We start from the raw sequence: 12430 nt of genomic DNA on the forward strand, positions 1-12430 counted from the left end.
AGTCAGAGCTCGTCGATGTCGACGATGTCGTCCTGAATCGCGCGGGCGACGAGCGCCGCTTTGGTGGACGCTGACCGGCCGAGTTCGGCGTACTTGGCGCGAATGCGCGTCAAGTGCGTGTTCACGGTTCCGAGCGAGATGAACAGCGCCTCGGCCACAGCGGGCTTGGAATCGAGCAGCAGCCAGGTGCGCAGGACCTCCACCTCACGGTCGGTCAAGGTCGGCTGCGGCATCGCGGGTGCGGCCGGTTCGTCGCGAACAATCGTCAGGGTCGCGGGAGAAGTGTGCAGCGGCTGCCCCGGCAGCGGCATGACGCGAGCGCTGAGCCGGGCGAGCGCCTCGCGGCGACGACGGTCGACAGCGGACGCAGAACGCGGGCCACCCGCTGCGGAAACGGTGGCGGGGTGGGTGGTGCCGGCGGGTGCGATTGCGGTGACGGTCATCTTCTCTGTCCCTTCCTGTGCGCTGGAACTCGTTGTTCCGTTGCTGTTGGAAAGAACGCTATGGCCTGTCGGCAAGCCCGTCGATGGGGAGAACTCCCCATGCCATCACTGCAGGTCAGGGGGTTGATTGCGCGCGTGCTCCGCGTCGAGCAATCCTAGGTCGTCCCGGGTGATCACCCGGGTGGAGAGCGCGTACTCCACCAGACGCAACCGGCGGTTGGTCGCGAGCTTGCCGCCGCCCGCCCGCATGCCGCTGACACCGATCATGTCGAGCTTGTCGCAGACGTTGTCGAGCTTGCGGTTGAACTTCGTCAACGACCACCCCAGCCGTGCCGCGGCCTGAGCCGAGCTGGGGAGTGCACTCGCACCGGTTCCGTCGCGCCGCAGGATGGCCTCGGCGAGCACCAGAATGGCAAGCCGCTGACTCTCGGTGAAGTTCGGCACGCCGCGCGTCGTGTCACCGCCGACCAGGTGCTCGACGGTCGGCGCGGACACGTCAGGTGAGCCGGCCTGAACCTGCACCTCGTACGTCGTCGGCCCGGCGGTGAACACGATGCTGGTACGACCGAAGACGAGCGGCATGCGGGCGCCGGGCCCCAGCGTCGCACTGAATCCCAGGTCGGCGGAGGTCACCGTCGCGGACAGATGGGTCCCCAGGTTGGTCAGCCACCACATCCCGTTCTCGTCGTGCAACACGAGGAACCGCCGATGCAGATACGGATTGTCGTCGACGGTGAGGGTCGCCTCGCGGCCGATGTAGAACGGATGGCCGGACAGCACCGGGAATCGCTCACCGCAGAACTCGGCGAATGTTGTCGACACGTCCGGCTGCAAGGTGGATCAGTCCCCGATCTCTTCGCCGCTGCGCTCCTCGACAGCTCCGGTCACCGATGTTCCGGCAACCGACACGACGGCCACCGTCACGTTGTCGTGAGCACCGCACTCCAGAGCCGCCTCGACCAGCGCCGCCGCGGCTACCTCGTTGTCCGGCGAGGCCTCCAAGATCACTTCGATCTCGTCGTCGGTCAGCTCGCCGTCGAGCCCATCCGAGCACAGCAGGATGGTATCGCCCGCCTTGGCTTCGAACCCGAAGTAATCAGCCACCGGCGCCGCCATTCCGGCACCGAGCGCGCGAGTGATCACGTTGCGCCGCGAATCGACCCGAGCCTGCTCGGGCGTCAGATAGCCGGCGTCCACCAGCTCCTGGACCTGCGAGTGGTCGACGCTCACCTGCCGCAACTCCCCGGCCGACCACAGGTACGTGCGCGAGTCGCCTATGTTGAACGCGACCCAGTGCGGCACACCGTCGTCGGTCGTGAGAACGATGCCGGTGGCGGTGGTCCCTGCGCGGCGTCCGGTCTCGGTGCCGAGCTCGCCGATCCGCTCCTGCGCACGCTCCAGAAGTTCGGTCAGATGAGCACGCGCCTCCGCTGAGTTCTCGCCGACGGGCACCTCGGCGAGGGTTCGCAGTGCCGCCTCGCTGGCGAGTTCGCCGCTGTCGTGCCCGCCCATACCGTCTGCGACGACATAGCGACCGGGAATCGCGAGCGCCGCGTCCTCATTCGCTTCGCGAACGCGACCCACGTGACAGACCACCGCCCAGTCGACGACGAGGTTCCCGACCTCGTCGTGTCCGGCAACCGCCTCGTCACGCAGAATCTTCGGTTCGGTCATCGTGCTCCTGCCATCGAATGTCGGCCGCCCAGGCCCGACGCTCCCCCAGCCGCACGGACCCGCTGGCGTGATCCGCGGTGTGGCCAGTCATTTCGTAGACCCATATCGCAACAAGTGTACTTTGGCGCGCGCGATCGGTGATGCCGTGGTCGGCACGCGCCTCCTGAAGTCGGTCTCAGCACACGTCATGTGGTTGGGTTGAGCCTTGACGTGCCGCCTATCCGAAACGGAGACTCGACCATGAGCCTCGTCAATCCGGAGTCTCGCTGGTGGAACCGCGACTCCACTCGCCGCATCTCCGGATGTCTGTTCTACATCGTCTCGGTCGTCCTCGCCTTCGTCGGCAGTGTGAGCATGGGAATGCAGGGCACTTCGCCGCTGCCGCTGTGGGCGAGCCTGGTCGGGAACTTCCTGCCGATACCGCTGATCGTCCTGGGGACATTCCTCGTGTCGTTCGGCACCGTCGGGGGCTTCGACTCTCGCCTGTTCGTCTGGGCGATGGCGATGTATTTCATCGCCATCGGGACGGGTTCACTGATCGGCGGCACGCAGGCTTCCAACCCGTCGAGCGGCGACGTGGTCACCGCCGTGATGTTCGGATTGATGATCGGTGGCGGTGTCGCCGCCATCCTGATCTATGAAGCGCTGCGTTTGCGATCCACAAGAAAGGCCGCGCTGCGAGCGATTGTCGAGCGCGACGGCACCGTCGTCAACGGAGTCGTGACCCGTGCCCGCCCCTATTCCGTGAACTATCAGCAGGTCACGAGAGTCACCGTGCAGTTCACCGACGCCGAGGGCCAGACGCGCTGGAGCAGCGCCAGCATCGGCGGCGCCGTGAGCAAGGGCCAGTCCGTGAAGGTCACGTTCTCCCAACAGCACCTGGGCCGCCGCGGCGCAGTGATCCTGAGCTGACGGACGGCTCACACCCAGCGATCTGAACGGAAGGCCCCGACATGACTCTCATCAATCCGGAGTCCCGCTGGTGGAACCGCGATTCCGCGCGCCGAGCAGCCGGATACGTGCTCTGCATCATATCGATTCTGTTCGCGCTGGTCGGCGCCTGGACCATCGTGATGCAAGACGCGTCACCGCTGCCGCTGTGGGTCAGCCTGGTCGGCAACATCCTGCCGATACCGCTGCTGCTCGCCGGAACCTTCCTCATTTCCTTCGGCACCGAAGAAGGTTTCGACTCTCGCTTGACCACCTGGTCCATAGCGATGTATTTCATCGCCATCGGCTCCGGCGCGCTGGTCGGCGACGCGATGGCTTCGTCGCCGCTCGGCGTCGAGGACGTGACCACCCGGGTGGTCACGATCGCGACCTTCTACGCGTTCATCGGTGGCGGTGTCGTCACCATCATCGTCTTCGAAGGCGTCCGCATCCGATCCCAGCGGCAGGCCGCACTGCGCGCCACCGTCAAGCGTGACGGTGTGGTCGTCTCCGGTGTCGTCACCCGCGCCCGTCACTACTCCGTGAACTACTCGCCGGTCACCAGGGTCACCGTCCAGTTCACCGATGCCGAAGGACAGACGCGGTGGACTAGCACCAGCATCAACCGCACCGTGAACAAGGGCCAGTCTGTGAAGGTCACGTTCTCCCAACAGCATCTGGGCCGCCGCGGCGCAGTGATCCTGAGCTGACGCCGAAGGGCTGATCGGCTCCGCAGTACCGGCGGGCATACATGCCCACTATGGCTCCATTCGCGGTTCTCGTCTACCGACGAACCGCCCGGCACGGTCGCCTCCGACGACGTCGACGCCGTCATCGTCGGCCGGAACCAAGCCAAGCTCGACGACGCGCGCGAGAGCCTGGCCAGGCACGGCCGGCTGGGTCACCGGTGCCCTCTGGGATGCCGACGGCGGCGTCATGGCCGACCGCAACTGACCCACCTGAGCCATCCCACCCACGACGCCGAGAACCTCGCCAAGAGCTGTGAAATAGCTCCTACCAGCCGCGCTCGGCGAGGCGGTGGGGCTGCGGGATGTCGTCGACGTTGATGCCGACCATCGCCTCGCCCAGTCCGCGCGAGATCTGTGCGAGCTGATCGGGATCGTCGTGGAAGGTGGTGGCCTTGACGATCGCGGCGGCCCGCTGTTCGGGGTTGCCGGACTTGAAGATGCCGGAGCCGACGAACACACCCTCCGCGCCGAGCTGCATCATCATCGCGGCGTCGGCGGGCGTCGCGATGCCACCCGCGGTGAAGAGCGTCACCGGCAGCTTGCCTGCCTTGGCGACCTCGACGACGAGATCGTACGGCGCCTGCAACTCCTTCGCCGCCACGTACAGCTCATCCTCCGGCAGCGACGTCAGTCGACGGATCTGCTGACGGATCTGGCGCATGTGCGTGGTCGCGTTCGACACGTCGCCGGTGCCCGCCTCACCCTTCGACCGGATCATCGCGGCGCCCTCGGTGATGCGGCGCAGGGCCTCCCCGAGGTTGGTGGCACCGCAGACGAACGGCACGGTGAACGCGAACTTGTCGATGTGGTTCGCATAATCGGCCGGGGTCAGGACCTCCGACTCGTCGATGTAGTCGACGCCCAGACTCTGCAGGATCTGCGCTTCGACGAAGTGACCGATGCGCGCCTTCGCCATCACCGGGATCGAGACGGCTTCGATGATGCCGTCGATCATGTCCGGGTCGCTCATTCGCGAGACGCCGCCCTGGGCACGGATGTCGGCGGGGACGCGCTCGAGCGCCATCACGGCGACAGCGCCCGCGTCTTCAGCGATCTTGGCCTGCTCGGGGGTGACCACGTCCATGATGACGCCGCCCTTGAGCATCTCCGCCATGCCACGCTTCACGCGGGCCGTGCCGGTCGCCGGTGCGTTCTGAGCCTCACTGGACACTGATTGATCTCCCTATTCGTGTATCGAATGACCCACCAAGTAAACCCGATCGACCCCACACGGGGTGCATGGGGTTAGGTCAGCGGGCACCACTGACGCGCTCGGTGATCTCGAAATACTCGGGAAGCGTCGAATGGCCGCCGAGCCGCAGCCACCGGACCATGCGTCGACCACCGAGTGCGCGCGCGTCCCTAACAGCATCATTGTAGAACCGTCGCGCCATCGTCACCCGCGTCTGAGCGTCGGCGAGCTCGGCGACCAGGGCGGGAGCGCGGTTCGCCCCCGCCATCCGCGCGAGTGCCACCGACAGTCGATTCTCGGCAGCTTCGCGTTCGCCTCGGGGCGCCGCTTCGGCATCGGTGGCCGCGGCACTCAGTTCCTGCGCGCCGTCCGCGTCCGGATCCGCGGCCGCGATGGTCCGGCCGACCACGGCGCGCCGCTCCAAGGCGGCCACCAGCGCCTCGTACGCGAGGTCGACGCGGACGTTGAGTCGGTCGAGCCGCGTCGCTCGGGTCGCGGCCAGGATCGCGAGCCAGATCAGCCCGGCACCGGCGATCGCGCCGACAACGATGCCGACGAGCGAGAGAATCGTCACGAAGATCTCCTCAGTCCGACACCACGACCGGGCCGGCGCCCAGGGTGACGGTGTCGTACACGCGCTGAATCTGGTCGGCGACGCGCGACCAGTCGTACAGGTCGGCACGGGCACGTCCCCGTGCGATCAGCGCCTGGCGCGCCTCCTCGTCGCCGAGTACGTCGATGACGGCCTCGGCCAGCGCGGTCGGCGACCCGGTCTCGACGACGCGGCCGGCCGTGCCACCGTCGAGAACGCGCTGGAAGGCCACCAGATCGCTCGCGACGACCGCCGTGCCCGCCGCCATCGCCTCGACCAGGACGATGCCGAAGCTCTCGCCGCCCAGGTTGGGCGCCACATACACGTCCGCGCTGGCCAGGGCCCGCGCCTTCGTCTCGTCGTCCACCATGCCGAGCAGGTGCAGGTGGTCGGACAGGTCGCCTGCGCGACGCCGGAGCGCCTTCTCGCTTCCGCCGCCCACCACCAGCACGGTCACGTCGGGGAACTCCTCGACGATGCGCGGCAGCGCCCGCATCAGGATGTCGATGCCCTTCCGCGGCTCGTCGTACCGACCGAGGAACATCACCGTACGTCCCGTGCGCGGGTAGCCGTCGAGCGGCTCGACGTCGGCGAAGGAGGCGACATCGATGCCGTTGGGGATCTCGACGGCGTCGTTGCCGAGCGACTCCATCTGCCAGCGCCGCGCCAACTCGGAGACCGCGATCTTCCCCGAGATGCGTTCGCGGTACTGGCGGAGCATCGAATCGAACGCCGTGAGCCACAGCGACTTGGTGGTCGCCGTGTGGAACGTCGTGACGATGGGGCCGGTCGCGACCATCAACGACAGCATCGACAGGCTGGGCGCATTTGGTTCGTGGACGTGCAGCACATCGAACTCGTTGACCTCGATCCACCGCCGCAGCCGGTGATAGGCCTTCGGAGAGAAAGTGACTCGCGACACCGAGCCGTTGTATGGAATCCCGAGCGCGGGGCCCGCGGAGTCGAAGTAGTCGGGCATCTGGACGTCGAGCCCCGCCGGCGCCAGCACCCGGACCTCGTGGCCTCGGCCGATGAACACTTCGGCGAGTTCGATGACGTGCGCTTGCACGCCGCCGGGAACGTCGAACGAATAGGGGCAGATCATCCCGATCTTCATCGCACTCGCCTACCGCGCCTCGTCGCCGGACACCGGGCCGTCGTCGGAGGACGAGGCATCGGTCAGACCGAGTCGTTCGCGTCGCTCAGCGGACCAGTCGCTCTCCCACAGCGGCTGCAGCATGTGCCAATCCGCCGGAGCGGCAGCGAGGCCCTCGGCGAACGCGTCGGCCAGCGCCTGGGTCGCCTGCTCGACGCCGCCGGAGGTGTCGATGATGGTTCCGCAGCGGAGCAACGACGACTCCTCGTCGACGTAACTGTGGTGGACGGCGAGCAGATGCGCCCCGGTGTCGATCGCGAGTTTCGCCGGCCCCGCGGGCATCCGGGTCCGCTCGCCGAACAACTCGACGGGCACGCCGTTGTGCGAGAGGTCCCGGTCGCCCATCAGACAGACGATGCCGCCCGCCCGGAGCCGCTCCGCGAGCGCGGCGAACGGCGGCTGCTCCCCACCGGTCAGCGGAAAGACCTCGAAACCCAGCGATTCGCGGTACTCGACGAACTGGTCGAACAACGACTCGGGCTTGAGTCGCTCGGCCACGGTCGCGAACTGTCCGTAGTGGGCCACCAGCCAGACGCCGCAGATGTCCCAGTTCCCGGAGTGCGGCAGGGCCATCACGACGCCCTTGCCGGAGGTGCAGACGTCGTCGACCACCTGTCGGTCGTGGTCGGACATGCGGACGGACGCGACGATGTCGGCCGGATCGGTCGTCGGCAGCCGGAAGGCTTCGCGCCAATACCGCGAGTAGGAGCGCATCGCCTGTTCCACGAGGTCGGCCGGAACCGCCTCCGGGGTGGTCCCGATGACGCGCGCGAGGTTTTTCCGGAGTTGCTCCGGTCCCCCGTGGCGTCGACCCGCGACGGTGCCGACCGCGTCGAACAGCCCGCGAGCGAGCCGTTCCGGGGCGAACTTGACCGCCGCCCACCCGGCTCGATAGCCGAGGTCGGCGGCGTAGTCGGTGAGGTTTCCCAGCACGGCTCAGCCCTCGTCGGAGTGGTCGTCAGCGCTTGTGTCCGACGCGGCGTCGGCCGTCGGAATCAAGTCGCGAGCGCCCGGCGAGGTGAAGATGGACCACATCCGCTGGCCGACGGTGATCACCGAGCCGACGGCGAGGATCCACATCGCGACGTGGATGGCCCAGCTCCAGTGCAGCCCGGGGAAGTCGGTGAAGCCCGCGCCCACCAGCACGATGATGAGGCGGTCCGGGCGTTCGATGAGGCCGCCGTCGCCGTACAGGCCCGCGGCCTCGGCCCGGGCCTTCGCATACGAGATGACCTGCGAGGTCACCAGGCAGATCAGAGTCGCGACGAGGAGGAGCCGGTGCGGCTCGACGAACGCGGCCCACCACGCCAAGGCACCGAAGATGGCGCCGTCGGCGATCCGGTCGCACGTCGCATCCAGCACCGACCCGAATCGGGTGCCGCCCCCGCGGGCGCGGGCCATGGCACCGTCGAGCATGTCGAACATGACGAACGCCCACGTCACCAGGGCGCCCGCGAACAGATACCCCTGCGAGAACAGGGCGATCGAGGCGCCGACCGTCACAACGGTGCCGATGATCGTCATCGCGTCGGGCGTCAACCCCGTCCGGATGAGCGCACGACCGATCGGCGCGGTGACCTTCGAGACCGAGGCCCGTCCAAGAATGCTGAGCATGAGTGGTCCTTTAGTGAAGTTCTTTCCACGCCTGTGCCAGCAGACCGCGGGTCTGCTGCAGGAGCTGCGGAAGCACCTTCGTATCCCCCACGACCGTGATGAAGTTCGCATCACCGGTCCAGCGCGGGACGATGTGCTGATGGATGTGCTCCGACAGTGAGCCGCCGGCAGCCGCACCGAGATTGAGACCCACGTTGAACGCGTCCGGGCGCGAGACCGACTTGATCACCCGGATCAGTCGCTGGGTGAACTCCATCAGTTCGACGCTCTCGGCCGCGGTCAGATCCTCGAGGTCGGCGACCTGACGGTACGGCACGACCATCGTATGACCGGGGTTGTACGGATACAGATTCAGCACGGCGTACACCGTCTCGCCGCGGGCGACGATCAGGCCGTCCTCGTCCGACATCCGCGGGATGTCGAGGAACGGGTGCCCGCTGAGCTCACCCCCGTCGACCGGCTTCTTCGGCGCGGCCGAGGTGATGTAGCTCATGCGATGCGGAGTCCACAGTCGCTGGAGGTGATCCCGATCAGTCATGGACGCTCTTCTTCATCGGCGCTGCTCCCTCATCGGCGTTTCCGGGCGGCGTCGAGGAATTCCTGCATGGTCTCCGCTGTCGGCGAGTCGTTGCGGCGCGACTCCTCCCACTCGTCGATCGCGACGATCGCTTCGTCGACCGACACCCCGTTGAGCTGCGTGCCGTCGCGGAAACGGAAACTCACCGCGCCCGCTTCGACGTCGCGCTCGCCGGCGAGCAGCATGAACGGCACCTTGGCGGTGGTGTGGTTGCGGATCTTCTTCTGCATGCGGTCGTCGGAGAAGTCGACCTCGGCGCGGACCCGCCGGTTCTTGAGCCGTCCGACGACATTCTGCAGGTGCGGCACGAACGCCTCGGCGACCGGGATGCCGACCACCTGGACCGGCGACAGCCAGACCGGGAAGGCGCCGGCGTAGTGCTCGGTGAGCACGCCGAAGAAGCGCTCGATGGAGCCGAACAGCGCACGGTGGATCATCACCGGCCGCTTCTTGGTGCCGTCGTTGGCGGTGTACTCGAGCTCGAAGCGTTCCGGCAAATTGAAGTCGAGCTGGATGGTGGACATCTGCCAGGTGCGCCCGAGCGCGTCCTTGACCTGCACCGAGATCTTCGGTCCGTAGAACGCGGCGCCCTCGGGGTCGGGAACCAGCTCGAGCCCGGAAGCCTCACCGACCTGCCGCAGCGTCTCGGTGGCCTCCTCCCACACCTCGTCGGACCCGACGTACTTGGCCGGATCCTTGGTCGAGAGTTCGAGGTAGAAGTCGTCGAGCCCGTAGTCCTTCAACAGTTGCAGAACGAAGTTCAACGTGGTGGTCAGTTCTTCGACCACCTGCTCCTGCGTGCAGTAGATGTGCGCGTCGTCCTGGGTGAATCCGCGTGCGCGGGTCAGTCCGTGGACCACGCCCGACTTCTCGTACCGGTAGACCGAGCCGAACTCGAACAGCCGCAGCGGCAGCTCACGGTAGCTACGACCGCGGGATCCGTAGATCAGGTTGTGCATCGGGCAGTTCATCGGCTTGACGTAGTAGTCCTGGCCGGGCCTGCGGAGCGAGCCGTCGTCGTTGTACTCGGCGTCGAGCTGCATCGGAGGGAACATGCCCTCGGCGTACCAGTCCAGGTGGCCGGAGACCTCGAACAGATTCGATTTGGTCACGTGAGGGGTGTTGACGAACTCGTATCCGCCCGCCGCGTGCTGCTCGCGGGAGTAGTCCTCCATCTCCTTGCGGATGATGCCGCCCTTGGGGTGGAAGACCGGCAGTCCCGAGCCGAGCTCGTCGGGGAAGCTGAACAGGTCCAGTTCGCTCCCGAGACGACGGTGGTCGCGCTTCTCGGCCTCGGCCAAACGGTCGAGGTAGAGGTCCATCGCCTCGGCGGACTCCCACGCGGTGCCGTACACCCGCTGCAGATCCGCGAGACTCTGGTCGCCGCGCCAGTAGGCGGCGGAGCTACGGGTCAGCTTGAACGCGGAGATGTACTTGGTGGTGGGCACATGCGGGCCGCGACAGAGGTCGCCCCAGATACGTTCGCCGGTCCGCGGATTCAGGTTGTCGTAGGCGGTGAGCTCGGCGCCGCCGACCTCCATGATCTCGTCGTCGTCGGCCGCGCCCTTGTCGTCGATCAGCTCCAGCTTGAAGGGTTCGGTCGCGAGTTCTTCGCGGGCGGCGTCCTTCGACTCGTAGACGCGGCGCGAGAAGCGCTGCCCGGACTTGATGATCTTGCGCATCTGCTTCTCGAGGGCCTTGAGGTCCTCGGGCGTGAACGGATCGTCCACCTGGAAGTCGTAGTAGAAGCCGTCGGTGATGGGCGGACCGATTCCCAAGTGCGCCTTGGGGTTCAGATCCTGGACGGCCTGCGCCAGCACGTGCGCGCAGGAGTGGCGGATCACACTGCGCCCCTCGTCGGAGTCGGCCGGGACCGGCGACACGTGCGTGTCGACGTCCGGCGCCCACGAGAGATCGCGGAGCGTGCCGTCGGCCTCACGGACCACCACGATCGCCTGCGGACCCTTGTTCGGCAGGGCCACGCCGTCGGGCAACTCGGTGTCCCGCATTGCGGCGCCCGCGGTAGTGCCCGCCGGAACCCGGATGGTCTCGGGCAGGCGGACTCTGTCAGCGGACGCGGCGTTGTCGGGCACGACGTTTGCTCCTCGATTCGATGTCGACGGGTGGTCTCACTGCTCCTGGTGGGACAGCGAACTCACTGCGCGCTGTCAGGCAGCGTGCGGTTCGCGTTGAATCGTATCGCGCTGCGCCCGTCGCACACCCAGAGCGTCACCGCGATCGTCAGCAGGAGCAACAGGACATACGCGCCGCTCCCGACCAAGCGGACCGGCAGTTCCCACTCGGGTCCGGAGGGAGAGCGGACGAAGCGGAAGACCCCGAAGGTGATCTTGAGTCGTTCCACACCGTGCGGAGTCACCGTCACCACGCGATGCCACCAGGTGAACGTCAGCCCGATGACCGCGGCCGGAGCGAGCCACCAGAGCCAGGTCAGCGGGCGACGACGGTCGGTCGTCTCGAAGCAGTGGATCACCGCGACCAGCAGCAGTGGAACCACCCAGACCCAATGGTGCCCCCACGAGAACGGCGACACCGCGCACGAGGTCATCCCGGTGACCGTGAGCGCGAGCAGTTCGCGCCCTGCGCGGTGCGCGGCCAGTGCCGCCCACAGGCCGAGCAGCCCGACCACGAGTCCGGTCGGGATCCACAGCCAGCTCGGCGCGTGGCCCAGCCCCATCGCGGGCAGGCGCGCGAAGAAGCCGTTGAGCGACTGGTTGGCCGGATGGTCGAGCGGCCCGATGCGTCCGGTCTCGGTCAGCGACGTCGTCCAGAACCGCCAGGCTTCGTCGCCGAGCACGACCAGCCCGAGAACGATCGTCGCGGCGAAGACGGCGACGGCGGTGATCGCCGCCCGCCACTGCTTGGTGATGACCAGGTAGGCGGCGAAGAAGATCGGTGTGAGTTTGATGCCCGAGGCGAGGCCGATGCCAACGCCTCGAAGGCGATCACTGCGACGTAGCTGGTCGCCGATCACCAGCAGTGCTAGCACCAGGTTGATCTGCCCATTCCAGAACGTGGTGTGCACCGGTTCCAAGCCGATCACCGCAAACCCGAACAGCGCCGTGAACGCGACGAAGCGTCCGTCGATCCGAAATCTGAGCGCCCGCAGCGACACCGCGATCAGCGCCAGCAGACACGCGACGTTCCCGACATTCCATAGGAACAGGGCAGTGTGTTCGGGGACCCACACCAGCGGAACCAGCACGACGGCGGCGAACGGGGTGTACGTGAACTGCCACACCTTGTAGACAGGGAGGTCGTAGAGCGGGCGCCCGTCCCAGACGGCGAGCGCGCCGCCCCGGTACACGCGGGTGTCGATACCCATATTGAACAGGCCGTACGTCGGATGATTCAGCGGAACCACCCAGATCTGCCATGCCAGAATCAGCAGGGCTCCCACTGCGGCCAGAGCCACCATCGGCCACGTCACCGAGCGATTCGACGCTCTGCTGAACTTCACTCAGCGATGGTACGGCCTCGACCCG

Annotated in this window: 13 protein-coding genes; 2 read left to right on the forward strand and 11 right to left on the reverse strand. The window is 67.0% G+C overall.

Annotated features, from left to right (window positions below):
* Positions 1 to 2: 2 nt before the first annotated feature.
* The 3 genes from GH2_RS11280 to GH2_RS11290 form a co-directional block, all read right to left on the reverse strand.
* On the reverse strand, positions 3 to 443 hold the full coding sequence (locus GH2_RS11280) for a response regulator transcription factor (protein WP_066167540.1): 441 nt from the start codon (positions 441 to 443) through the stop codon (positions 3 to 5).
* Positions 444 to 548: 105 nt separating this feature from the next.
* Entirely contained in the window at positions 549 to 1277 is a 729-nt protein-coding gene (locus tag GH2_RS11285) for a hypothetical protein (RefSeq protein WP_066167543.1), read from the reverse strand.
* Positions 1278 to 1283: 6 nt separating this feature from the next.
* The gene (locus GH2_RS11290; RefSeq protein ID WP_066167546.1) at positions 1284 to 2117 is read right to left on the reverse strand and encodes a PP2C family protein-serine/threonine phosphatase; all 834 of its coding nucleotides are present in this window, start codon (positions 2115 to 2117) and stop codon (positions 1284 to 1286) included.
* A gap of 240 nt (positions 2118 to 2357) precedes the next feature.
* On the opposite strand from GH2_RS11290, the gene GH2_RS11295 reads away from it, so the two are divergent.
* Complete coding sequence (locus GH2_RS11295) at positions 2358 to 3029, forward strand: hypothetical protein (protein WP_066167549.1); 672 nt, start codon at positions 2358 to 2360, stop codon at positions 3027 to 3029.
* A gap of 41 nt (positions 3030 to 3070) precedes the next feature.
* Positions 3071 to 3757 (forward strand): hypothetical protein, encoded by a 687-nt coding sequence (locus GH2_RS11300; RefSeq protein WP_066167555.1) that lies wholly within the window; start codon positions 3071 to 3073, stop codon positions 3755 to 3757.
* 304 nt (positions 3758 to 4061) lie between these two features.
* On the opposite strand, the gene pdxS is transcribed toward GH2_RS11300, so the two are convergent.
* From pdxS to GH2_RS11340, 8 genes are all read right to left on the reverse strand, one after another.
* Entirely contained in the window at positions 4062 to 4967 is a 906-nt protein-coding gene (gene pdxS, locus GH2_RS11305; RefSeq protein ID WP_066167559.1) for a pyridoxal 5'-phosphate synthase lyase subunit PdxS, read from the reverse strand.
* Between the two features lie 79 nt (positions 4968 to 5046).
* Positions 5047 to 5562 carry a LemA family protein gene (locus GH2_RS11310; RefSeq protein ID WP_066167563.1) on the reverse strand — a complete coding sequence of 172 codons (516 nt, stop codon included), beginning with the start codon at positions 5560 to 5562 and terminating at the stop codon, positions 5047 to 5049.
* A gap of 10 nt (positions 5563 to 5572) precedes the next feature.
* Positions 5573 to 6697 carry a glycosyltransferase family 4 protein gene (locus GH2_RS11315; RefSeq protein ID WP_066167566.1) on the reverse strand — a complete coding sequence of 375 codons (1125 nt, stop codon included), beginning with the start codon at positions 6695 to 6697 and terminating at the stop codon, positions 5573 to 5575.
* A gap of 9 nt (positions 6698 to 6706) precedes the next feature.
* Positions 6707 to 7666, reverse strand: a complete 960-nt coding sequence (locus tag GH2_RS11320) for a phosphatidylinositol mannoside acyltransferase (RefSeq protein ID WP_066168189.1) — start codon at positions 7664 to 7666, stop codon at positions 6707 to 6709.
* Between the two features lie 6 nt (positions 7667 to 7672).
* Complete coding sequence (gene pgsA / locus GH2_RS11325) at positions 7673 to 8350, reverse strand: phosphatidylinositol phosphate synthase (protein ID WP_066167570.1); 678 nt, start codon at positions 8348 to 8350, stop codon at positions 7673 to 7675.
* A 10-nt stretch (positions 8351 to 8360) separates the two neighbouring features.
* The gene (locus GH2_RS11330) at positions 8361 to 8888 is read right to left on the reverse strand and encodes an ATP adenylyltransferase (protein WP_066167573.1); all 528 of its coding nucleotides are present in this window, start codon (positions 8886 to 8888) and stop codon (positions 8361 to 8363) included.
* Positions 8889 to 8917: 29 nt separating this feature from the next.
* On the reverse strand, positions 8918 to 11020 hold the full coding sequence (gene thrS / locus GH2_RS11335; RefSeq protein ID WP_066167578.1) for a threonine--tRNA ligase: 2103 nt from the start codon (positions 11018 to 11020) through the stop codon (positions 8918 to 8920).
* Between the two features lie 62 nt (positions 11021 to 11082).
* Positions 11083 to 12405 (reverse strand): glycosyltransferase 87 family protein, encoded by a 1323-nt coding sequence (locus tag GH2_RS11340; protein WP_244885369.1) that lies wholly within the window; start codon positions 12403 to 12405, stop codon positions 11083 to 11085.
* Between the last annotated feature and the right edge of the window lie 25 nt (positions 12406 to 12430).

Origin of the sequence: Gordonia hydrophobica NBRC 16057, assembly GCF_001592365.1 — a bacterium.
In the GTDB taxonomy this organism is placed as follows: Bacteria; Actinomycetota; Actinomycetes; order Mycobacteriales; family Mycobacteriaceae; genus Gordonia; species Gordonia hydrophobica.

Excerpts from the sequence above, each read along its gene's own strand:
- GH2_RS11280 (WP_066167540.1), bottom strand. The coding sequence starts at position 443 with ATGACCGTCACCGCAATCGCACCCGCCGGCACCACCCACCCCGCCACC.
- GH2_RS11290 (WP_066167546.1), bottom strand. The coding sequence starts at position 2,117 with ATGACCGAACCGAAGATTCTGCGTGACGAGGCGGTTGCCGGACACGAC.
- GH2_RS11295 (WP_066167549.1), top strand. The coding sequence starts at position 2,358 with ATGAGCCTCGTCAATCCGGAGTCTCGCTGGTGGAACCGCGACTCCACT.
- GH2_RS11300 (WP_066167555.1), top strand. The coding sequence starts at position 3,071 with ATGACTCTCATCAATCCGGAGTCCCGCTGGTGGAACCGCGATTCCGCG.
- GH2_RS11315 (WP_066167566.1), bottom strand. The coding sequence starts at position 6,697 with ATGAAGATCGGGATGATCTGCCCCTATTCGTTCGACGTTCCCGGCGGC.
- pgsA (WP_066167570.1), bottom strand. The coding sequence starts at position 8,350 with ATGCTCAGCATTCTTGGACGGGCCTCGGTCTCGAAGGTCACCGCGCCG.
- GH2_RS11330 (WP_066167573.1), bottom strand. The coding sequence starts at position 8,888 with ATGACTGATCGGGATCACCTCCAGCGACTGTGGACTCCGCATCGCATG.